The sequence below is a fragment of the Streptomyces sp. NPDC001851 genome, assembly GCF_040297165.1.
In the GTDB taxonomy this organism is placed as follows: domain Bacteria; phylum Actinomycetota; class Actinomycetes; order Streptomycetales; family Streptomycetaceae; genus Streptomyces.
In genome coordinates, this window is sequence record NZ_JBEOYR010000002.1 from 111743 (window position 1) to 133005 (window position 21263).

General features: G+C 72.3%; 18 protein-coding genes. 7 read left to right on the forward strand and 11 right to left on the reverse strand.

Going from position 1 to position 21263, the window contains the following annotated elements:
* The first annotated feature begins 14 nt into the window (after window positions 1–14).
* Both ABT171_RS03500 and ABT171_RS03505 read left to right on the forward strand, forming a co-directional pair.
* Window positions 15–620 carry a hypothetical protein gene (locus tag ABT171_RS03500; RefSeq protein WP_351239336.1) on the forward strand — a complete coding sequence of 202 codons (606 nt, stop codon included), beginning with the start codon at window positions 15–17 and terminating at the stop codon, window positions 618–620.
* Window positions 617–1972, forward strand: a complete 1356-nt coding sequence (locus ABT171_RS03505) for a carotenoid oxygenase family protein (RefSeq protein WP_351239338.1) — start codon at window positions 617–619, stop codon at window positions 1970–1972. The genes ABT171_RS03500 and ABT171_RS03505 overlap by 4 nt, the downstream gene beginning before the upstream one ends.
* Here the strand turns inward: ABT171_RS03505 and ABT171_RS03510 are convergent.
* From ABT171_RS03510 to ABT171_RS03525, 4 genes are read right to left on the reverse strand one after another with little or no spacing between them, the layout of a single operon-like run.
* A complete protein-coding gene (locus tag ABT171_RS03510) occupies window positions 1932–2348 on the reverse strand; it encodes a hypothetical protein (RefSeq protein ID WP_351239340.1) in 417 nt (138 codons plus the stop codon). The genes ABT171_RS03505 and ABT171_RS03510 overlap by 41 nt on opposite strands.
* Window positions 2349–2375: 27 nt before the next feature.
* A complete protein-coding gene (locus tag ABT171_RS03515; protein WP_351239342.1) occupies window positions 2376–2900 on the reverse strand; it encodes a protease inhibitor I42 family protein in 525 nt (174 codons plus the stop codon).
* Window positions 2854–4419 carry a peptidoglycan-binding protein gene (locus tag ABT171_RS03520; RefSeq protein WP_351239344.1) on the reverse strand — a complete coding sequence of 522 codons (1566 nt, stop codon included), beginning with the start codon at window positions 4417–4419 and terminating at the stop codon, window positions 2854–2856. The genes ABT171_RS03515 and ABT171_RS03520 overlap by 47 nt, the downstream gene beginning before the upstream one ends.
* An 11-nt stretch (window positions 4420–4430) precedes the next feature.
* Window positions 4431–4808, reverse strand: a complete 378-nt coding sequence (locus ABT171_RS03525) for a hypothetical protein (RefSeq protein ID WP_351239346.1) — start codon at window positions 4806–4808, stop codon at window positions 4431–4433.
* Between the two features lie 145 nt (window positions 4809–4953).
* Between ABT171_RS03525 and ABT171_RS03530 the strand changes: the two genes are divergently transcribed.
* The gene (locus ABT171_RS03530) at window positions 4954–5349 is read left to right on the forward strand and encodes a nitroreductase family deazaflavin-dependent oxidoreductase (protein WP_351239348.1); all 396 of its coding nucleotides are present in this window, start codon (window positions 4954–4956) and stop codon (window positions 5347–5349) included.
* Window positions 5350–5374: 25 nt separating this feature from the next.
* Here ABT171_RS03530 and ABT171_RS03535 read toward each other — a convergent pair whose 3' ends face one another.
* The 6 genes from ABT171_RS03535 to ABT171_RS03560 all read right to left on the reverse strand — a co-directional run bounded on the left by ABT171_RS03535 (window position 5375) and on the right by ABT171_RS03560 (window position 12719).
* Window positions 5375–6835: an aldehyde dehydrogenase family protein gene (locus tag ABT171_RS03535; protein ID WP_351239350.1), complete on the reverse strand. Its 1461-nt coding sequence runs from the start codon at window positions 6833–6835 to the stop codon at window positions 5375–5377.
* On the reverse strand, window positions 6832–8562 hold the full coding sequence (locus ABT171_RS03540) for an N-acyl-D-amino-acid deacylase family protein (RefSeq protein ID WP_351239352.1): 1731 nt from the start codon (window positions 8560–8562) through the stop codon (window positions 6832–6834). The genes ABT171_RS03535 and ABT171_RS03540 overlap by 4 nt, the downstream gene beginning before the upstream one ends.
* Before the next feature lie 13 nt (window positions 8563–8575).
* Entirely contained in the window at window positions 8576–9694 is a 1119-nt protein-coding gene (locus tag ABT171_RS03545) for an LLM class flavin-dependent oxidoreductase (protein ID WP_351239354.1), read from the reverse strand.
* Window positions 9695–9791: 97 nt separating this feature from the next.
* Window positions 9792–10562, reverse strand: coding sequence for an SDR family NAD(P)-dependent oxidoreductase (locus tag ABT171_RS03550; protein WP_351239356.1), 771 nt, complete (start codon window positions 10560–10562; stop codon window positions 9792–9794).
* 10 nt (window positions 10563–10572) lie between these two features.
* Window positions 10573–11490, reverse strand: a complete 918-nt coding sequence (locus ABT171_RS03555; RefSeq protein ID WP_503073722.1) for a TIGR03619 family F420-dependent LLM class oxidoreductase — start codon at window positions 11488–11490, stop codon at window positions 10573–10575.
* A 5-nt stretch (window positions 11491–11495) separates the two neighbouring features.
* Window positions 11496–12719: an amidohydrolase family protein gene (locus tag ABT171_RS03560; RefSeq protein ID WP_351239360.1), complete on the reverse strand. Its 1224-nt coding sequence runs from the start codon at window positions 12717–12719 to the stop codon at window positions 11496–11498.
* A gap of 191 nt (window positions 12720–12910) precedes the next feature.
* Between ABT171_RS03560 and afsR the strand changes: the two genes are divergently transcribed.
* The 3 genes from afsR (at window position 12911) to ABT171_RS03575 (ending at window position 17388) form a co-directional block, all read left to right on the forward strand.
* The gene (gene afsR / locus ABT171_RS03565) at window positions 12911–15889 is read left to right on the forward strand and encodes an SARP-family global regulator AfsR (protein ID WP_351239362.1); all 2979 of its coding nucleotides are present in this window, start codon (window positions 12911–12913) and stop codon (window positions 15887–15889) included.
* A 218-nt stretch (window positions 15890–16107) separates the two neighbouring features.
* Window positions 16108–16293 (forward strand): hypothetical protein, encoded by a 186-nt coding sequence (locus ABT171_RS03570; protein ID WP_351239364.1) that lies wholly within the window; start codon window positions 16108–16110, stop codon window positions 16291–16293.
* Window positions 16294–16446: 153 nt separating this feature from the next.
* A complete protein-coding gene (locus ABT171_RS03575; RefSeq protein WP_351239366.1) occupies window positions 16447–17388 on the forward strand; it encodes a putative endonuclease domain-containing protein in 942 nt (313 codons plus the stop codon).
* A gap of 958 nt (window positions 17389–18346) precedes the next feature.
* On the opposite strand, the gene ABT171_RS03580 is transcribed toward ABT171_RS03575, so the two are convergent.
* The gene (locus tag ABT171_RS03580) at window positions 18347–20020 is read right to left on the reverse strand and encodes a fatty acid--CoA ligase family protein (RefSeq protein ID WP_351239368.1); all 1674 of its coding nucleotides are present in this window, start codon (window positions 20018–20020) and stop codon (window positions 18347–18349) included.
* Between the two features lie 87 nt (window positions 20021–20107).
* Between ABT171_RS03580 and ABT171_RS03585 the strand changes: the two genes are divergently transcribed.
* Window positions 20108–21262 carry a lipid-transfer protein gene (locus tag ABT171_RS03585; RefSeq protein ID WP_351239370.1) on the forward strand — a complete coding sequence of 385 codons (1155 nt, stop codon included), beginning with the start codon at window positions 20108–20110 and terminating at the stop codon, window positions 21260–21262.
* Window position 21263 lies beyond the last annotated feature (1 nt).

The window sequence follows — 21263 nt, forward strand, 5'->3', positions numbered from 1 at the left end:
CTTCTACTTTTGACATGTCGAGACCGGAACCCAAACAGACCGGGGGAACCATGTCGTACCTGCGCACCTTCCTGCCGTGGATCGTCTTCGCCGTCGTCCCCTCGCGGAACTGGCAGTGGGGCGCACTGGCCGCCCTGGTGGCGTCCGTGGTGCTCATCGCCCAGCAGAAGCAGCGCGGCGCCGGTTTCGACGCCCTCGTCATCGAGTGCGGCTCGGCCGTCTTCTTCGCGGCGCTCGCGGCCATCGCCTTCGCCGACCCGCACTCGGGCGTGCACGACTACTCCGCCGCCCTCTCCTCCGGCACCCTCGCCGTCATCGCCGGGGTGTCGCTGGCCGTCGGCCGCCCCTTCACCCTGGGCATCGCCAAGCGCACCACGCCGCGCGAGCTGTGGACGCTGAAGCCGTTCATCCGGGTCAACGTGGTCATCACCGCCGTATGGACCGCCGCGTTCGCGGTGACCGCCGTCGTCCTCGCCCTGCTGGACCGCTCCGGGCACGCCCATTCCACGCCCGCGACCCTGGTCCAGATCGCCGGCTTCGCCGTCCCGATGGTCTTCACCGTCCGCTACGTCGCCCACGCCCAGGCCAAGGCCGGTGCCGCCGGGCAGGTGGCCCGATGACCGCCGCGCCCCGGCACCTCAGCGGCAACTACGCCCCGGTCACCGAGGAACTCACCGCGTACGACCTGCCGGTGACCGGCACCATCCCGCCCGAGCTGACCGGCTGGTACCTGCGCAACGGCCCGAACCCGGCCGACGCCGCCTCCGGGCACTGGTTCTTCGGCGACGGCATGGTCCACGGCGTCCGCCTGGAGGGCGGGCGGGCCGTCTCCTACCGCAACCGCCGGGTCCGCACCACCCGCCTCACCGACGGGACGCGGATGTACGACGACCAGGGCCGCCGCGACCTCACCGCCGGCCCCGCCAACACCCACGTCGTCCGGCACGCGGGCCGCACCCTCGCCCTGGTCGAGACCGCCCTGCCCTACGAGCTGACCCGCGACCTGGACACCAAGGGCCCCTACGACTTCGACGGCCGGCTGCACACCGCGATGACCGCCCACCCGAAGACCTGCCCGGCCACCGGCGAACTGCACTTCTTCGGCTACGGCCTGCTGGAGCCCACCCACCTCACCTACCACCGCGCCGACGCCACCGGCGCGTTGACGCTCAGCCGGCCGATCGAGGTGCCCGGGCCGGCCATGCTGCACGACTTCGCGCTCACCGCCGGGCATGTCGTCTTCATGGACCTGCCGGTCGTCTTCGACGCCGAACTCGCCCTGGCCGGCGGCACGATGCCGTACAGCTGGGACGACGGGTACGGCGCCCGGCTCGGCGTGCTGCGCCGCGACGACCCGCACGGCGAGGTCCGCTGGTTCCCCGTCGACCCCTGCTACGTCTTCCACATCCTCAACGCCCACGACGCACCGGACGGCACCATCGTGCTGCACGTGATGCGCTACCCCGAGATGTGGCGGCGCGCCGCCGACGGCAGCACGCGACCGCAGCGGGCCGTGCTGTGGACGTGGACGATCGACCCGGCCACCGGCACGGTCCGCGAGGAGCAGTGCGACGACCGGCCGGGCGAGTTCCCGCGCGTCGACGACCGGCTGACCGGACTCGCCGCCGGACACGGGCACATGACGAGCGGCACCTCACTGGTGCGCTACGACCTGTCCCGCGGGACCGCCACCGCCCATGACTTCGGGGCCGGCCGCACCCCCGGGGAGGCCGCGTTCGCCCCCGCCGACGGCACACCCGGCGGCCCCGGCTGGCTCATGACGTACGTGTACGACGCCGCCACCGACCGCAGTGACCTGGTCGTCCTGGACGCCGGCGACCTCGGCGCGCCCCCGGTCGCCACGATCCATCTGCCGGCCCGGGTGCCGTTCGGCTTCCACGGCAACTGGCTGGCGGACGCGGTCTTCCCGGTCAGCTCCCCGCGGGCCTCGTCCGCCGGCGCAGTTCGATGACCGTCGCCACGGCACGCAGCCAGCGGGCGGCGGTGTCGTCGGCGGCGACACCGGCCGCCAGCTCGGTGCCGGCGGCCAGCCAGTCGCGTACGACGGCCGCCGCCTCCGGGCGCGGCAGCGGCTCGGCGAGCCCGGCCGCGTAGGCGAGACCGCCGGCACGGACGGTGTCGGCGAGGAAGGCCACCGAGCGCGGCTGGGTGCCGAGGCGGTCGAGCAGCACGGCCGCGCCCGCGACGCCGTCGCCGAACAGGGCGGTGCGCCGGGGGCCGGGCGGTGCGGTGAGGCCGTAGCGGAGCAGGACGGAGATGTCGAGCCGGGCCAGCTCGTCGTCGGTGCGGTCCGGAGGGTGCGGGGCGGGGTGCGATGCGGGGTTCATGTTCCGGTGTCGGTGGTGTCGGCCGGCTCAGCGGACGGTGACGGTGTAGGTGACGCGCTCCGGCGCGGACTGCCGGTACGGCGCGGTCGACGCCGGGGCCGGGGTGCCGCCGCCGTCCTCGTCGCAGGTGGTGGCGAACGTGCAGTGGGTCAGCACGATCCGGGTGCTGCCCTTGCCGGTGGCCTCGAAGGTGAAGGTGAGGCTGCTGCCGGCGCCGTCCATGTGCTTCTCGCGGGAGCCCTGGGTGCTGCGCTGCCCGCGCTCGCGGACCACGGCGGCGTCGGGCCTGGGGCCGGAGAGGTACCAGTGCTCACGGGTGGAGGCGTTCTGGTGGACGGTGAGCGTGAAGCGCTCCCCGACCTTCGCGCTGATGCGGGGGTTGCCGGTGGGGTGGGCGACGGGGGCGGGCTCGCCGGTGCCGGACCCGCAGCCCGCGACGAGCGTGAGCAGCGCGACCGCCAGGGCGGCGCCGCCCGCCGCCCTGCCCCGGCGCAGGCCACTGCGCCTACTTGGCCGTCGGGATGTACACGCTGTACGCGTCGTTGAGTCCACTGTCCGCTGCCTTGCCCATGTGTCCGTTGATGAAGTCGTTCTCGCTGACCCAGGTCGTCGAGCCCCAGGGGTTGTAGACCTGCAGCTTGTCGCCCTCCTGGGCGATGATGGTCATCGCGTGGGCGCCGTCCTTGCCCTGGACGTCGACGGGGACCGGGCGGCCGTCCGCGACCGCCTTCTCGACATCGCTCAGCACCGCCTTGCGGTCGGCGGCGCCCGCCAGGTCGTGGCGCTGGTAGTCGTCGCCGGTGGCGGCGCCGATGGTGGTGTCGGCGATGTGCTCCTGCCCGTCGGGGCCCATGCCGCCCCAGTGGTCACCGCCGTGGCCCTCGGTGTGCAGCCGGTGCTGCTCGGCCACCAGGCGCCGCTTGAAGGCCTCGGCGTCGTCCTCCTGCCCGCTGGGGCCGCCCGTGAGGCCGAGCGCGTAGAGGGGGTCGACGATGGCGCGGGCGGTGACGGTGGACGAGGCCACACAGGTGCCCTCCGCGCCGTTGCCGCCCTGGATCCACCGCTGCCCGTCGAAGGTGACGTAGTCCTTGTTGTTGTTGGAGCCGTCGGGGGCCAGGCCCTCGTCGTCCATGCTGTCCACCTGGGTGACGACCGGCGTGAGATGCCGGCGCAGCCACTCGGGGTCGTGGCCCTGGATCTTGCCCTGGAACTGCTCGATCTCCGCCACGCTGTGCCCGGCGGCCAGGGCCTTCATCAGATACGCCCGCTCCTGCGGGCTGTCCGACCCGGCCAGCATCCGGTCCATGGCGGCCCGGTCGGCGGCGCTCAGCCCGTCCATGCGCCGGCCGGCGCGATCCAGGTCGTGCGCGGTGAGGATCTCGTTCAGCACGGGGTCGCCGTCGACGGAACTGGTCTCGGCCAGTACCAGCTTGTCGACGGCGGTCAGGTTGCCCGTGCCCAGCTTGCGCATGCGGGCCTCGGCGGTCCACCGGTTCAGGTCCCTGGTGACGGCGTGGACGGCGTCGTCGGCGGCGATCGCGGCCTTGTGCATGTCCTCGGCGCCCAGGGAGGCGAGGGAACGGGCCTTCAGCCGGACGGCCTCCTCGTCGTCGTCCTCGTAGAGGTCGTCGAACCAGCCGTCCTTGCTGCCGAGTATCCCGAGTGCCTCGCGCAGCGTCTCCCGCCCGCCGCTGTCCTGGCTCTGGGCGTCCTTGAGGGCGTCGACGAACGTGAGCAGCGCCTGTCCGCCGCCGTAGCAGGCCCGGCTCACCGTGTTGACGGCCCGCCCGGCGGCGGCCACCGCGTCCGAGGCGAGAACACTCGTGTTCCCGGTCCAGACGTCCGGCAGGCCCTTTTTGGCCACCCGGTCGACGCGCTTGTAGAGGTCCCCGAGGTCCTGCTTCTGGTACAGCTTGCCCAGGGACTCCAGGGTCGCCGTGTTGCCGACCGGGGCGGAGACGGCGAGCGCGTCGTTGATGGCGTCGATCAGGTCGTTCTTGCTGTCGGCGCCGGCGATCGTCTTGCACAGCTCGCCCAGCCGCGTGCGGCGGTCACCCGTGGACTCGGTCATCGCCGGCCCCCTCAGTAGCCGGCCAGCGCCGACGGGCGGCCGGCGTGGGAGGGCATGGTGCTGACGAGGCTGCCGTCCCCGACGGCCACGCTGTGGACGCTCGTGTCGACGAGGCTGTCGCTGCCGTGGTACGCGCCCTTCGCCAGCCGTACCTTGTCGGCGAGTTCGTGCAGCGCCGATTCCAGGGCCTTGACCTCCGCCTCCCAGGCGGCGGCGTACGCGTTGAACGCCGCGGCGGCGTCCGGGCCGCCGAGCGCGTCGTCCATGTAGCACATGCCGGGCTGGATGGCCTCGCGGATCTTCCCGGCGTCGTTGCCCGCGGCGTCCAGTTCGTTGGCCTGTCCGGACATCCCGGACTTCACCGTGTAGCCGTCCGAAGACGCGCCCATCAGGCTCCCCCATTGCAATGATCACAACTGCGGGGGAGGCTAACACGCGACAGTTGGCTGAAAGTCGTGGGTCACAGGCCCTGCACCAAGCCGACACACCCTCCCCGTCACGCCGCCGTGCCGTCACACCAGGAGAGCGACCAGCATGTCAGCCCCCGCAGACCGCAAGCACCGCGTGGTGACCGCCTTCCAGCGGCACATCGCCAACCCGCTCAACCGGCGGCTGCCGTTCCAGACCCTCCTGGAGACGACGGGCCGCAGTTCCGGCCTGCCCCGGCAGACCCCGGTGGGCGGCCGCAGGGTCGGCGACTCCTTCTGGCTGGTCTCCGAGTTCGGCCACAGGTCCCAGTACGTCCGCAACATCCAGGCCGACCCCAGGGTCCGCGTCCGCATCGCCGGCCGCTGGCACCACGGCACCGCACACCTCCTCCCCGACGACGACCCGGTGGCCCGCCTGCGCTCCCTGCCCCGCTTCAACAGCGCGGCGGTACGGGCGTTCGGCACGGACCTGCTGACGGTGCGGGTGGATCTGGAGGACTGAGCCGGCCCGGAGGGACCCTGCCCTCTCACCCCGGCCACACGATCGCCTGCACCTCGCTGTACGCGTGCAGGGCGTAGGAGCCCACGTCGCGGCCCACGCCGCTCTTCTTGAAGCCGCCGAACGGGGCCTCCATGTTGCGGCCGACGGTGTTGACGCCGACGCCGCCGGCGCGCAGCTGACGGGCCACCCGGAAGGCGCGGGCCACATCGCCGGACCAGACGTAGTCGATGAGGCCGTAGTCGGAGTCGTTGGCGAGGGCCACCCCCTCCTCCTCGTCCTCGAAGGGCACGACCACGACGACCGGCCCGAAGATCTCCTCCCGGGCCACCCGCATGGCGTTGGTGCAGTCGGCGAGGAGGGCCGGCGAGACGTAGAAGCCCCGCTCCAGCGGGGGCCGTTCGCCGCCGGTGATCAGCGTCGCGCCCTCCTTCCGGCCGAGTTCGACGTACGACTCGACCCGCGCCCGGTGCTCGGCCGAGATCACCGGCCCGACGACCGTGTCCGGCTCCCGCGGGTCGCCGGCCTTCAACCGACCGGCGTATCCGGCCAGTTGGTCCACCAGCCGCTCGTACACCCCGCGCTGGGCCAGCACCCGTGCCGGTGCCGTGCAGATCTGCCCGCTGTAGAAGGAGAAGGTGGTGCCGATGCCGGCGACGGCCGAGTGGAGGTCGGCGTCGTCGAACACGAGCGCCGCGCCCTTGCCGCCCAGCTCCATCAGCTGGCGTTTCATGTCCCGCCCGCACACCTCGGCGATCCGCCGGCCGACCGCGGTGGACCCGGTGAAGCTGACCATGTCGACGTCGTCGCAGGCCACCACCGCCTCGCCCACGGCCACCTCCCGCCCGGAGACGACGTTCACCACGCCCGGCGGCGCCCCGGCCGCCTCCAGGGCCTCGGCCATCCGGTAGACGGAGAGGGGGTCCTGCGGGGCGGGCTTCACCACGACCGTGTTGCCCATGGCCAGAGCGGGGGCGACCTTGCCGGCCGGGTTGGCCCAGGGGTTGTTGTAGGAGGTGATGCAGCTGACGACCCCGACGGGCTGCCGTACCGCCAGGGCGCCCATCACCGCGGCCCTCCCCATCGGCCCGGCCTCGTTGATCTGCGGCGGGACGGCCCACTCGGCGGGTTCCACGCTCGCGTACCGGCGGAACCGGGCGGCGGCCACCCCCACCTGCATCGCCCGGGCGGTCGCCGTGGTCGCGCCGGTCTCCGCGCGCGCCAGTTCGGCGTACGGCTCCATCCGGTCACGGATGAGGCCGGCCGCCCGCCGCAGCACCGCCGCCCGCTCCTCCGGCCGGGTCCGCGACCACGCCCCGAACGCCTCCCGGGCCGCCGCGCAGGCCGCCCGCGCCTGCTCAGGTGAGGCCTCCGGCGCCCAGCCGACCGTCTCCTCGGTGGCCGGGTCGGTCACCGGGTAGTGCCCGCCGTCCGGTTCGACCCACTCCCCGCCGACGAACAGCCGCTGCCCGTCGCTCACCGGACTCACCGCGTACCCACCGTCCGGGTGTCGGTCCCCGACCGCAGCACCTTCCCCGGTACGGCCCCCGTCACCACGTCGTCCCGGATCGCCTCGACCCCGTTGACCCACACGGCCCGCACCCCGATCGCCTCGGAGTCCAGGCGGGGACTGCCACCGGGCAGGTCGTGCACCAGCCGGGCCGGTCCGGCGTCGATCCGCCCGGGATCGAACAGGACGAGGTCCGCATGCCAGCCCTCCCGCACCCGCCCCCGCTCCCGCAGCCCGAACAGCCGCGCCGGATCGTCGGTCAGCATCCGCACCGCCTGCTCCAGCCCGGCCAGCTTCCGGCCGCGCAGACAGTCCCCGAGGAACCGGGTGGTGTACGGCGCCCCGCACATCCGGTCCAGGTGCGCGCCCGCGTCCGAGCCGCCGAGCAGCACGTCCTCGTGCCGCCAGGTCTCGGCGCGCAGCGCCCAGGAGGCCGGGTCGTTGTCGGTCGGCATCGGCCACAGCACCGTACGCAGCTCGTCGTTGGCGCAGATCTCCACCAGGCAGGCGAAGGGGTCCTGGCCGCGCTCCTCGGCGATGTCGCCCACGACCCGTCCCGTGAGCCCCCGGTTGGCCTCGCTGTAGGTGTCGCCGATGACGTACCGGCCGAAGTTCGCCAGCCGGCGGAAGACGCCCGCCTCCTTGGACCGGGCCCGCCGCAGCATCTCCTCCCGGACGGCGGGGTCGCGCAGCCTGGCGATCCGCTCCGGCACCGGCAGTCCGAGGACCGGCCCCCAGCCCGGGATCAGGTTGAGGGCGCAGAACGTGCCCAGGGACATGTTCATCGGGGTGAGGATCGGCATGGTGAGCGCCACCACCCGGCCGCCCGCCTTCCGGGCCCGCTCGCTCGCGCCGAGCTGCCGTGGCACCCGCTCCGGGACGGCCGCGTCGACGGTGAGCACGTTCCAGTTGAGCGGCCGCCCGGCCACCGCGCTCATCTCCACGAGCAGCTCGATCTCGTCGTCGCTGAACTGGTCCAGACAGCCGGCGACGATCGCCTCGATCTGCGTCCCCTCGTGCTCGCCGACGGCACGGGAGAGGGCCAGCAGCTCCGCCGGCCCCGCGTGCCGGGAGGCGACGGGCTTCCCGTCCCCGTCGGAGTGGGTCGACGACTGGGTGGTGGACAGGCCCCAGGCCCCGGCGTCCATGGCCTCGTGCAGCAGCCCCACCATCGCGCCGAGCTGCTCCTCGGAGGGCTGTCCCCCGACCGCGTCCGGCCCCATGACATACCGCCGCAGGGCGCAGTGCCCGACCATGAAACCGGCGTTGACGGCGATCCGCCCCTCCAGGGCGTCCAGATACTCACCGAAGGAGTGCCAGCTCCAGGGCGCCCCCTCCTCCAGCGCCACCAGGGACATCCCCTCCACCTTGGACATCATGCGGCGCGTGTAGTCGGCGTCCCCGGGGCGGGACGGGTTGAGCGGCGCGAGGGTGAAGCCGCAGTTCCCGGCGGCGACCGTGGTCACCCCGTGGTTGAGGGAGGGCGTGGCGTACGGGTCCCAGAAGAGCTGCGCGTCGTAGTGGGTGTGGGGGTCGACGAAACCGGGGGCGAGGACGAGGCCGGCGGCGTCCTCGGTGGTGCGGGAACCCTCGGTGATCCGGCCGACGCGGGCGATACGGCCGTCCCGTATGCCGACGTCGGCGGTGTGGGCGGGGGCGCCCGTCCCGTCCACGACGGTGGCGCCCTTGATCAGGTGGTCCAGCATGCCCGGAACCCCCTCAGACGGCCTGACGGAACCGAGTCGTCCGGTGCACGGGATCCGTGTCGATCCTGGGAATCACATGCTCCCCGATCAGCCGGATCGTCTGCAGCGTCTCCTCCTTCGGCACCCCCACGGGCAGCCCGAAGCTCAGCTGGTCGGCGCCCGCCTGCTCCCACCGCTTGCACTGCCGCAGCACCTCGTCCGGATCCCCGCAGATCAGCAGCTCCTCCTCCACGAGCAGTTCCACGAACTCCGGCGTGTAGGGGGGCAGCGTCTCCGGCCAGACGGGGAACCCCTCGGGCCGCGGGAACGTGTCGTGGTACCGGAACACCAGCGAGGGCAGATAGTGCAGCCCCCCGTGCACGGCGATGTCGATCGCCTCGGCGTGTGTGGGCGCGCAGATCGCGGTGGTCGTCACCATCACGTTGTCGTTCACGAAGTCCCCGACGGGTTCCGCGTCCACGATCGCCGTCTTGTACTGCTCCAGCACCCACTCCATGTCGGAGACCTTCTGGATGCTGAAGCCGAGCACGCCGAGCCCCTTCCTCGCGGCCATGGCGTACGACGGCGGAGACCCGGCCGCGTACCACATCGCCGGGTGGGACTTCCCGTACGGCTTCGGCAGGACCTTGCGCGGCGGCAGCTGCCAGTGCTTGCCCTGGAAGCCGGCGTACTCGTCCTGGAGCCACATCTTCGGGAACTCGGCGATGGTCTCCTCCCAGATCTCCTTGGTGTAGTTCATATCGGTCACACCCGGTATGAACCCGAGGATCTCGTGCGAGCCGGCGCCCCGCCCGCTGCCGAACTCGAAGCGCCCCTCACTGAGGTGGTCCAGCATGGCGACCTTCTCGGCGACCTTCACGGGGTGGTTGACCTGGGCCAGGGGATTGAAGATCCCCGAGCCCAGATGGATCCGCTCGGTCGCGTGCGCCAGGTAGCCCAGGAACACGTCGTTGGCCGACAGGTGCGAGTACTCCTCCAGGAAGTGGTGCTCGGAGGCCCAGGCGTACTTGAAGCCGGACTTGTCCGCCTGGATGACGTACTCGGTCTCCTCCATCAGCGCCTTGTGCTCGGCCAGCGGGTCGGTCTCGGCGCGCTTGCCCACGTATCCCTGTACAAAGAGCCCGAATTCCACGGCGGTTCACCTTCCCCAGTTGTCTGACGCCCCGTCAGACAAGTCCGTCGGCCGACTGTCGCACCGAGCGCCAGGACCGTCAATAGCTGACGGTGAGTCAGATAATGGAGACCCCCGCCAGCCATCCCCCGTCGATCACGAACGGCTGCCCGGTGATGTACGACGAGTCCTCCGAGGTGAGGAAGAGCGCCAGCCGGGCCACCTCCTCCGGCCGCCCGACCCGCCCGAGCGGTACGAGCTTGCGGTACAGCTCGTCCAGCGCCCGGCCCATCTCCTCCGGGTCGGCGCCGGGGTCCAGCCGGGCCGGGTTGGACATCGGGGTGTCGATGGCGCCCGGGCAGACGGCGTTGACCCGGATCCGCCGGGCCGCCAGCTCCAGCGCGGCCACCCGGGTCAGCCCCAGCACCGCGTGCTTGGTGGCGGCGTACGTCCCGACGGCCGCCATACCGGTCAGGGCCGTGTACGACGCGGTGTTCACGATCGTGCCCCCGTCGGCCATCTCCGGCGCCACCGCCTTCATCCCCAGGAAACAGCCGACCTGGTTGACCTGCACGACCTGCATGAACTCGTCCAGCGGGGTGTCCACCAGGGCGTTGAACCGCAGGATGCCCGCGTTGTTCACCAGCCCGTCGATCCGCCCGTACGCCCCCTTCGCCGCCTCGACGGCCTCCCGCCAGCCCTGCTCGGTGCCGACGTCGAGGTGGACGTACAGCGCGCCTATCTCCTCGGCCAGGGCCTTCCCCTGGTCGTCCAGCACATCGGCGACGACCACCCGCGCGCCCTCCGCCCGGAAGAGCCGCGCCTCCTGCTCGCCCTGCCCGCGCGCCGCCCCGGTGACGATGACGACCCGCCCGTCCAGCTTGCCCATGGTGCCCTCCTCACTGCAGCCGGGGTGCGACCTCCGCGCCGAAGAGCCCGATCTGCTCGATGAGTTCGGCACGGCTCCGGCTGCGGAACCGCACCTGGATCTGGTCCACGCCCATCGCCCGGTACGCCCGCAGCGACTCGGCGATCTCCTCCGGCGCCCCGGCGACGGTCCGCCGCCCGACCTCCCAGCCGGGCCGTCCGACGTACAGCGGCTCGGTGATCGCACCGACGGTGAACGGCCTCTCGATGCCGTGGTCCGCGCGCAGTCGCCGTATCCGGGCGATCCGCGCGGGCAGCCGCTCCCGCGGATCCCCCTGGGGCAGCCAGCCGTCGCCCTTGAGCGCGGCCCGGCGTACGGCGGGGGGCGAGGAGCCGCCGACCCAGAGGGGGACGTACGGCTGCGCGGGCCGGGGCCGCTGCCCCAGCCCGGCGAAGTCGTAGAGCTTCCCGTGGTGCTCGGGGAACTCCTCCGGCCCCAGGGCGGCCCGCAGCGCGTCGATCACCTCGTCCAGCACGGCCCCCCGCCGCTCGAAGTCCGCCCCGAGCGCCTCGAACTCCTCCCGGACGTGCCCGGCCCCCACCCCGAGGACCAGCCGGCCGCCGGAGAGGTGGTCGAGGGTGGCGTACTGCTTGGCGGTGACCAGCGGGTGCCGCAGCCCCACGACGGCCACATGGCTGAGCAGCCGGACCCGTTCGGTCACGGCGGCGAGGTGGCCGAGGGTGGTGACGGGGTCGTACCAGACCGTGCTCATGGCCGGGGCGAGCCGGCGCGGGACGCCCACGTGGTCGCAGCAGGCGAGGTAGTCGAACCCGGCGCCGTCCACGGCCCGCGCGACGGCCACCAGGTCCTCCGGACCGGCCCCGGCCTCCCAGCCCTCCGCGAACAGGGTGCTCTGCGCCTGGACGGGCAGCTGCACGCCGTACGCCAGGGCGCTCACCGCCACAGGCCTTCAGGGGTGAGTCCCAGCAGCTCGATGGCGTTGCCGCGCACGATCCGCTCGACCACATCCGCCGCCAGATGCCCCATCTGCGCCTCACCGACCTCGCGGGACTTCGGCCAGGTGGAGTCCGAGTGCGGGTAGTCGGTCTCGTACAGGACGTTGCCGACCCCGATGGCGTCCAGGTTCCTGAGCCCGAAGGCGTCGTCGAAGAAGCAGCCGTAGACATGCCCGGCGAAGAGTTCGGAGGGCGGCCGGGTGACCTTGCCGGCGACCCCGCCCCACCCCCGGTTCTCCTCCCACACCACGTCCGCGCGCTCAAGGATGTAGGGAATCCAGCCGATCTGCCCCTCGGCGTACATGACTCTGAGCTGCGGGAACCGCTCGAACTTCCCGCTCATCAGCCAGTCCACCATCGAGAAGCAGCAGTTGGCGAAGGTGATGGTGGAACCGACGGCGGGCGGGGCGTCGGCCGAGGTGGAGGGCATACGGCTGCTGGAGCCGATGTGCATGGCGATGACCGTGCCGGTCTCGTCGCAGGCGGCGAGGAACGGGTCCCAGTCGTCGGTGTGGACGGAGGGCAGGCCGAGGTGCGGGGGTATCTCGGAGAAGGCGACGGCCCGCACCCCTCGCGCCGCGTTCCGCCGGACCTCCTGGGCGGCCAGCCCGGCGTCCCACAGGGGAATGAGGGTGAGCGGTATGAGCCGGCCGTGCGCGTCCGGGCCGCACCACTCCTCCACCATCCAGTCGTTGTAGGCGCGGACGCAGAGCAGCGCCAGGTCCTTGTCCCGTGCCTCCGTGAAGGTCTGCCCGCAGAAGCGGGGAAAGGTGGGGAAGCACAGGGCGGACTGGACGTGGTTGACGTCCATGTCGGCGAGCCGGGCGGACACGTCGTACGACCCGGCCCGCATCTGCTCGTACGTGATGACCTCCAGCCTGACCTCGTCCCGTTCGCAGCCGACGGCGGTGTCGAGGCGGGTGAGGGGCCGCCGCAGGTCCTCATAGACCCACCAGTCGCCGAGGGGCCCCTCGCTGCTGCCGGGCTCGCCCATGACGGGCTTGAACCGCCCCCCGAGGAAGGTCATCTCCTTCAGGGGCGCACGCACGATCCGGGGCCCGACGTCCCGGTACTTCCTCGGCAACCGGTCCTGCCACACGCCGGCGGGCTCCACGGTGTGGTCGTCGACGGAGATGATCAGCGGGAACTGTGTGGTCTCCATGGCCTCAAGGTAGCGCCGATCTGACGCTCCGTCAGCTATCGCGGACGAACCCCCCAGGGCTGCGAAGAGGGTGTGAGGGCTTTGTGGACTGAGCCGCACCACCCTGCGATCGGCGCCTCCCCCGGCTGACGGAACCGGCCCGAACAAGGCAAACTGACGGAGTTGTTCGAGATGTCGAGGGGGACGAGCGCATGGATGGTGGGCCGCGAGTGCCTGAACAGCGGCGTCCCGGCTCCGTGACCGTCACAGGGCAGGCGGCGCTGCGGTTCGGCGTGCTCGGCCCGGTGCGGGCCTGGCGCGGCGAGGAACAGCTCAGCACGGGCTCCCCCCAGCAGCGCGCCCTGCTGGCCGCCCTGCTGCTGCGCGAGGGCCGCACGGCCACGGCACCGGAGCTGATCGACGCGGTGTGGGGCACCGAGCCGCCGTCGCAGGCGCTGGCGGCACTGCGCACGTACGCGTCGAGGTTGCGCAAGATCCTGGACCCCGGGGTCCTGGTCAGCGAGTCCGGCGGCTACGCGGTGCGCGCGCCGGGCGAGGGCGTCCTGGACCTGGCGGTCGCACAGGACCTGGCGGCGGAGGCGGAGAAGGCCCGCGGCGCGGGCGACCTGTGCCGGGCCCGCGAGCTGCTGAACCAGGCCCTCGGCATGTGGGACGGCGAGGTGCTGGCGGGCGTCCCCGGCCCCTACGCCGAGACCCAGCGGGTCCGCCTGGAGGAATGGCGCCTCGGCCTGCTGGAATCCCGCCTGGACATGGACCTGGAGCAGGGCTGCCACGCGGAGGCGGTCTCCGAACTGACGGCCCTCACGGCGGCACACCCCCTCCGCGAACGCCTCCGCGAGCTCCTGATGCTGGCCCTGTACCGCAGCGGCCGGCAGGCGGAGGCCCTGGCGGTCTACGCCGACACCCGCCGCCTGCTGGCCGAGGAACTGGGCGTGGACCCCCGCCCCGGCCTGCGGGAGCTGCAGCAGCGCATCCTCCAGGCGGACCCGGCCCTGGCAGAGCCCTCGTCCCCCGCGGCGGAACCCGCGGTGGTCCCCGTCCGCCCCGCCCAGCTCCCCGCCTCCGTCCCCGACTTCACCGGCCGCGCGGCCTTCGTCGACGAACTGAGCGAGGTGCTGTCGTCGGCGTCGGAGGCATCGGGGACGACGAGCCGGGTGATGGCGGTCTCGGCACTGGCCGGCATCGGCGGCGTCGGCAAGACGACCCTGGCGGTGCACGTGGCCCACCGGGCGCGGGGCACCTTCCCGGACGGCCAGCTGTACGTGGACCTCCAGGGCGCGGGCCCCCGCCCCGCGGAACCGGAGACGGTACTGGGCTCCTTCCTGCGCGCGCTGGGCACCTCCGACTCGGCGATCCCGGACAGCCTGGAGGAACGCGCCGCCCTCTACCGCTCCGTCCTGGACGGCCGCCGCGTCCTGGTCCTGCTGGACAACGCGAAGGACGCGGCCCAGATACGCCCGCTGCTGCCCGGCACCGAGGGCTGCGCGGCCCTGGTGACATCCCGGGTCCGCATGCTCGACCTGGCCGGCGCGCACCTGGTCGACCTGGACGTGATGTCTCCCGAGGAGGCCCTCGCCCTCTTCACGAAGATCGTGGGCGAGGAACGGGTGGCGGCGGAACGCGAGTCCGCGCTGGACGTGGTCGCGGCCTGCGGCTTCCTCCCCCTGGCCATCCGCATCGCGGCATCCCGCCTGGCGGCCCGCCGTACGTGGACCGTCTCGGTCCTGGCGGCGAAGCTCGCGGACGAACGCCGCCGCCTGGACGAACTCCAGGCCGGCGACCTGGCGGTCAAGGCCACCTTCGAACTGGGCTACGGCCAGCTGGAACCGGCCCAGGCCCGGGCGTTCCGGCTGCTGGGTCTGGCCGACGGCCCGGACATCTCCCTGTCCGCCGCGGCGGCGGTCCTCGACCTCCCGTCGGAGGAGACGGAGGACCTCCTGGAGTCCCTGGTCGACACATCCCTGCTGGAGTCCGCCGCCCCCGGCCGCTACCGCTTCCACGACCTGGTCCGACTCTACGCGCGTGCCTGCGCGGAGAGGGACGAACAGCCGCCCGGCGAGCGGGAGGCCGCGATGTCGCGGCTGCTGGATTTCTATCTGGCCACGGCGGCTCGGGTCTACGCCATCGAACGGCCGGGGGACCGGCTGGTGGATCACTTGGAGCCCACCGAGTATCCGGGGCTGAGCTTCGAGGAGCGGCATCGCGCTCAGGACTGGCTGTACGCGGAGGCGATCTGCCTGCTGGCCTGCGTACGCCAGAACGCGGGCAGCCCCCACACCCTCGCCAGGTCCATCGACCTGTTGTGGTCCGCCCACGATCTGTCGGAATCGGGCGCCAACTCGAAGGAGTACGAGGCCACTGCGAACGCGCTGCTGGACTCCGCACAGTCGATGGGACTTGTGCGAGCGGAGGCCAGGGCCCTGACGACTCTGGTGAACGTGCACCACGTGAGCGGCCGGTTCGCACTCGCCGACCAGGAGGCAGAGCGTGCGACAGCCCTCGCGCAGGAGACCGAGGACCTGCTGCCCGTCTGCTGGACCCGCAATGCCCGAGGAATCATCGCGCTCTACCAGAGCCGCCACGAGGACGGCGAGGAACACCTCTCCCAGGCCATCGAACACTTCCGCATCCTGGGTGACCGCCCAGGTGAGGCCAGTGCCCTGTGCAACCTCTCCCGCATCCACCTCGCCACCGGCCGGACGACGAGCGCGGTCGCGCTCGCACAGCAGGGCATCGACATATACGACGCCATGGGGAACTCCATGCGCGGCGCCAACGCCCGCTATGCCCTGGGGCTGGCGCTCACCCAGAGCGGCGAGCTGGAGTGCGCGGCCGGCCGGCTGCAGGAAGCCCTGGAGGTGTTCCGTGACAGCCGGCAGCGCCTGTGGGAGGGCATGAGCCTGTTCCGTCTGGCCGAGGTCGACCTCACCGCCGGGCGGGCCGCTCAGGCCGCAGCCAACGCCGAGATGGCACTGACCGTGTTGCGCGGCATCGGCGGGGAATGGCGGCGAGGCAACGTCCTGACCGTTCTGGGCCGGGCACTCGCGGGTATCGGGCAGCACGGCCGAGCACGCGTCTGCTGGCAGGAAGCGGTGCGCATCTACGACGAGTTGGGCTCGCCCGAGGCCGCAGAAGTGCGCACACTGCTGCCGCCGGTCCAGGCGGCCTGAGCCCGGACGGAGCCGTTCATCATTCGTTTATCGCCTCGCGGCATCCTCGAAGCAGTCGATCCGCCGCGTCGGGGGGCAGGCGGGTCACCGGAGAGGCCCTCGCACTGACGAACTAGGGTGAGCGGCCCGGAAGGACCCGTCCGGCCGGACTCGGGGGAGTGACCGGACGGGTCCGGCCGATCCACCTACTTGCACCTTCTCAAGGAGAGTTGACGCACATGAGCGACGAGGTCAAGCCGCAGGACCTGCACGCCACCGGCACGAAGGACGCCGCGGTGTCGCCCGCGGACCTGCACGCCACGGATGCGCCCGCGACGCCCCAGGACCTGCACGCCACCGAGGAGCCCATCGAGACCAAGGACCTGCACGCCACGTCGGAGCCTTTCAGGCCGACCAAGCCCTGACCTCCTCGCACGGGGGAACCGGCCGCGACGGCGCCGAGGGGGAGCCGTCGCGGCCGAGGTGTGTCCAGAGGAAGGTCCAGGCCGGCCCAAGGCGCCCCCGCCCGGTTGTCCACAGGGCAAGCGGCAGGTCGCGTTTTCTGCGATCTTGCCTGGGTGGAGCGAAGGGACCTGAGGGCCCTGGCGGACAGGGGTGTCCTCCTCACCGCGCGTGCCGTCGAGGCCGGCTGGCCCCGGCGCTGTCTCACGCGCGCGCTGCGGGCGGAGGGCTGGACCCGGCTCCGGCCCGGCGCGTGGGCCGAGCCGGGCCGGGATCCGGACCTGCTCACCCGGCTCCGGGCCGTGCTCCACCGCGAGCCCCGGCTGATCGTGAGCCACAGCTCAGCGGCTGCTCTCCGGCGGATCGAGATGCTGGGCGGTGGCCGTAAGCCGCCGTTGGAGTTCATCGACCCGCAGCGCACCCTCCGCCGCTTCAGCAGCGACGTACGCGTACACCGGCAGCCGCTCGGTACGGGCGACGTGGTCGAGCGGCAGGGGTTACGGCTCACCACCCCCACCCGAACGCTCACCGACCTGCTCCGGCGCGGTCCGAGGGACGAGGCGGTCGTCGCGGTGGACTCGGCACTGACGTACCGGCGGGTAGGACACGTCCGCCGCGCACCGCTCACCCGGCGGGACGAGATCGCCGCCGCGCTGCAGTCGACAGGGCGGGCACAGGGATCGGTCCGGGCCCGGAACTGGCTGCGCCTGTGCGATCCGCACGCCGGTTCCCCTGCGGAGACCGTGGCCCGACTCCATATGTACGACGCCGGTCTCCATCCCGAGAGCCAGGCCGAGCTGCGCACCCCCGACGGCAGCCGCCGCATCGTCGACTTCCTGTTCAGGCCGGCGGGGCTGGGCGTGGAGATCGAGGGCTACGCCTATCACGGCACCCGTGACGCCCACCGCCAGGACATCGCGCGCTACAACCAGCTCCTGCGGTGCCCGGAGATCCGCAGCCTCCTCCGCTTCAGCGCCGAGGATGTGTTCCACCGCCCTGCCTACATGGTCGAGGAGATCAGGGCCACCCTCGCCGAACTGACCGGCGATTCCGAGTGACCGTGGGGGCCGCCCGCTTCTTTCTCAGTGTCGTGCTTCCGCGAGCCGAGTAAAGGGCGCTCCAGCACGGGGAAGAAGCGAGCGAGCGGCCCGGAAGAACGGGGCCCCGACCGGCGTCACCCCCACCGCCCACTGCGTCGCGAGCCGGGGTGAAGGGGCGCAAGCGGAGGACGGGGGCACGCCGGCAGCCATGGCGGGTGGGGGTGGTGGGTCGTGGGTGGAGGGTGCGGGTGGTGGCGGGGGCGGCGGGGGCGAACGTAAGGCTGCCCCGGCGGGGGCAAGCGCCAGGTTCGCCCGGCGTACTCGGGGAGCTCGGGGCGTTCGGGGCGTTCGGCGCGCTCAGTGACTGGCGCCCGGTGGTAGAGGGCTCGCCGTCGGAGTCTCGGAGTCAGCGATGGCCCGGAGGGGAGAGAGAAGGGGCTGGGACCCGCAATCACCAGGTCAATCGGATGAGTTGGGCCACGCCTCATGCTCAAGTCCTGGCCATCCCATACCCAGCCCGCCCATTACATCCAGTCGTCCGTACCTCCGAAACCGGAGGGACTGGTGGGACTGGTGGGACGAACGGGCACCCCCACCCCCAACCCCACCCCCAACCCGTCAGCCGCCGATCCCACCCGGCGTCCATGCGAGGCGCGACCGCGTCCCTCGTCGACGATGCGAACGCAGCCGACCCGAGGGACCGACGCCGCCCAGCCGGCCACTTTCCCCGGGCTGCCCGCTCGCTTCTCACCCGTGCTGGAGCGAGGCGTGTCAAGGGTGGCCCGGAGGGCCATCGCCGAAGGCGACGCGGGAGTGGAGCGCAGCGGAACGGGAGCGCCCTTGACTCGCCTCGCGGAAGCACGACACTGGCCGAAGAAGCGGGCGGCCCCACGGCAACTGACCAACACCTCGGCATCAACCCCTCCTCCTCACCCCCTCACCCCTTTACTCCCTCAGCCCCTCCCCCCTCAGCCCCTCACCCCCTCCCCCGCAAAACGCCCTTCACCACCTTCCCGCTCGCGTTCCTCGGCAGTTCCTCCACGAACTCGACCAGCCTCGGCACCTTGTAGTTCGCCATCTCGCGGCGGGACCAGGCGATCAGGTCGTCGGACGTCAGAGGCGAACCCCGTCTACGCACCACGAACGCCTTGGCCACCTCACCGAGGCGGGCGTCGGGGACGCCGATCACGGCGGCCTCGCGCACGTCCGGGTGGAGGCCCAGCAGCTGCTCTATCTCCGCCGGGTAGGCGTTGAAGCCGCCGACGATGAACATGTCCTTGATGCGGTCCGTGATGCGCAGGTTGCCCCGCTCGTCCAGGACGCCCACGTCGCCCGTGCTCAGCCAGCCGGCCGGGGAGATCGCCTCGGCCGTCGCCGCCGCGTCCGCGTAGTAGCCCCGCATGACGTTGAAGCCCCGGACCAGCACCTCGCCCTGGGTGCCGGTGGGCACCGGGGTGCCGGAAGCGTCGACCAACCGCACCTCCGTACCGGGGATCGCGCGGCCGGAGGTGGACGCGATCACCGACGGGTCGTCGCCGCGCCGGCACATCGTGACGATGCCGCTGGCCTCCGAGAGGCCGTACGCCGTGAGGACCGTGTCGACGCCCAGTTCGCCTCGCAGGCGTTCCACCAGGTGCAACGGCACCACCGCGGCTCCCGTCACCACCAGCCTCAGCGCGGACAGGTCGTGGGCGTCGCGGGACGGGTGGTCCAGCAGGGACTGGTGGAGGGTCGGCGGGCCGGGCAGCACCGAGACCCGTTCCGCCGCCATGTTCACCAGCGCCGTCTCCACGTTGAACACCGGCTGCGGGATCATCGTCGCCCCGCGCATCAGGCAGGCGATCACCCCGGCCTTGTAGCCGAAGGTGTGGAAGAAGGGGTTGATGATCAGGTAGCGGTCCTTCGGGCGCAGGCCTGCCAGGTCCGCCCAGATCTCGTACGCCCGGAGGGTCTGGGTGTGCGTGATCATCGCGCCCTTCGGGCAGCCCGTCGTACCCGACGTGTAGATGATGTCCGAGAGGTCGGCACCGTCCACCTCCTCCGACCGAGCCCGTACTTCGGCCGCCGGCACCCCCTCCCCTCCCGCCAGGAAGTCCTTCCAGGTCCGGAAGTCCGGCGGCGCGTCCTCCGACAGGACCACCACGTCCTGCAGTTCCGGCAGGCCTGGCAGCGGGCCGCCCCGGTCACCCCGGCCATCCCGAACGCCCCGGCCATCCCGGCCGCCCCCTCCGAGCGGTGCCCCCGGCTCCCCCTTCCCCGCCGCCCTGCGCAAGCTCGCCACGTACGACGTGCCCAGGAAGGTGCCCGTCACGAAGAGCAGCCGGGCGCCGCTGCGGCGCAGTACGTCCGCCGCCTCCGTGCCCTTGAAGCGGGTGTTCAGCGGGACCAGGGCCGCGCCCGCCGTCACCGCGCCGAGGGCCGACACGATCCAGTCCAGGGAGTTGGGGGCCCAGACCGCCACCCGGTCGCCGACCCGCACCCCGCTCGCCAGGCAGGCCGCCGCCGCGCGCTCCACCCGGGCGCCCAGTTCGGCGTACGTGATCCTCGTACGGCCCTCGACCACCGCCTCCGTGTCCGCGTACCGCTCGGCCGACCATCGGACCAGCTCGGGAATGGTGTCCCAGCCACCCCGGTCGTCCCAGTCGCTCATCACCGGCCCCCTGCACCCACCTAGCTGACTGACCGTCAGATTAGCGGTAACCTGACGCCCTGTCAGGATGTCGTGAGGGGGAACGCCGTGGCAGTAACCGGGATCAAGGACGCCACCGCCATCGTCGGGATCGGGCAGACCGCGTTCGCCAAGCACCTCGCGGAGGACGAGAAGACGCTCGCCTGCCGGGCCGTGCTCGCCGCGCTCGACGACGCGGGGATGGCACCCGGCGAGGTCGACGCACTCGCCTCCTACACCATGGAGGAGACCGACGAGGTGGAGCTGGCGAAGGCCGTGGGCTTCGGCGACCTGACCTTCTTCAGCAAGGTGGGGTACGGAGGGGGCGGCTCCTGCGCCACCGTGGCGCATCTCGCCGCCGCCATCGCCTCGGGGCAGGCCACGGTGGGGGTCGCCTGGCGGTCACGGAAGCGCGGCAGCGGGCCCCGGCCCTGGACCAACACCACCGTGCAGCTGCCCACTCCGGCCCAGTGGACCCGCCCCTTCGGCCTTCTGCGCCCGGCGGACGAGATAGCCATGCTCACCCGCCGCTACCTGCACGAGTACGGCGCCACCCGCGATCACCTCTTCAACGTCGCCCTCGCCTGCCGGAACCGGGCCAACCAGAACCCGGCCGCCGTGATGTACGAACGACCGCTGACCCGCGAGATGTACATGAGCTCCCGGTGGATCAGCGAGCCCCTGTGCCTCTTCGACAACTGCCTGGAGACGGACGGGGCCCTCGCCTGTGTCCTCGTGTCCGCGGAACGCGCCCGGGACTGCGCAAGGAAGCCCGTGTACGTCCACGCCGCCGCCCAGGGCCTGCCCGCCCAGCACCACGGCATGGTCAACTACTGGAACGACGACCCCCTCACCGGCCCCGCCTGGACCGCGGCCCGGCAGCTGTGGAAGCACGCCGACTTCACCCCGGAGGACGTCGACGTGGCGCAGATCTACGACGCGTTCACCGCCCTCGTTCCGCTCTCCCTGGAGGGGTACGGCTTCTGCGGGAGAGGGGAGGGCGGGGCGTTCACCGAGGGCGGCGCCCTGGAGATCGGGGGGCGGCTGCCCCTCAACACCAGCGGGGGCGGGCTCTCCGAGGCCTACGTGCACGGCTTCAACCTCGTCACCGAAGGGGTGAAGCAGCTGCGCGGAACCAGTACCGCGCAGGTTCCGGGGGCCGCCACCTGTCTGGTCACCGCGGGGGAAGGCGTCCCGACCTCCGCTCTGCTGCTGAGGAGTTGAT

Excerpts from the sequence above, each read along its gene's own strand:
- ABT171_RS03500 (WP_351239336.1), top strand. The coding sequence starts at position 15 with ATGTCGAGACCGGAACCCAAACAGACCGGGGGAACCATGTCGTACCTG.
- ABT171_RS03505 (WP_351239338.1), top strand. The coding sequence starts at position 617 with ATGACCGCCGCGCCCCGGCACCTCAGCGGCAACTACGCCCCGGTCACC.
- ABT171_RS03510 (WP_351239340.1), bottom strand. The coding sequence starts at position 2,348 with ATGAACCCCGCATCGCACCCCGCCCCGCACCCTCCGGACCGCACCGAC.
- ABT171_RS03520 (WP_351239344.1), bottom strand. The coding sequence starts at position 4,419 with ATGACCGAGTCCACGGGTGACCGCCGCACGCGGCTGGGCGAGCTGTGC.
- ABT171_RS03525 (WP_351239346.1), bottom strand. The coding sequence starts at position 4,808 with ATGGGCGCGTCTTCGGACGGCTACACGGTGAAGTCCGGGATGTCCGGA.
- ABT171_RS03530 (WP_351239348.1), top strand. The coding sequence starts at position 4,954 with ATGTCAGCCCCCGCAGACCGCAAGCACCGCGTGGTGACCGCCTTCCAG.
- ABT171_RS03540 (WP_351239352.1), bottom strand. The coding sequence starts at position 8,562 with ATGCTGGACCACCTGATCAAGGGCGCCACCGTCGTGGACGGGACGGGC.
- ABT171_RS03550 (WP_351239356.1), bottom strand. The coding sequence starts at position 10,562 with ATGGGCAAGCTGGACGGGCGGGTCGTCATCGTCACCGGGGCGGCGCGC.
- ABT171_RS03560 (WP_351239360.1), bottom strand. The coding sequence starts at position 12,719 with ATGGAGACCACACAGTTCCCGCTGATCATCTCCGTCGACGACCACACC.
- afsR (WP_351239362.1), top strand. The coding sequence starts at position 12,911 with ATGGATGGTGGGCCGCGAGTGCCTGAACAGCGGCGTCCCGGCTCCGTG.
- ABT171_RS03570 (WP_351239364.1), top strand. The coding sequence starts at position 16,108 with ATGAGCGACGAGGTCAAGCCGCAGGACCTGCACGCCACCGGCACGAAG.
- ABT171_RS03580 (WP_351239368.1), bottom strand. The coding sequence starts at position 20,020 with ATGAGCGACTGGGACGACCGGGGTGGCTGGGACACCATTCCCGAGCTG.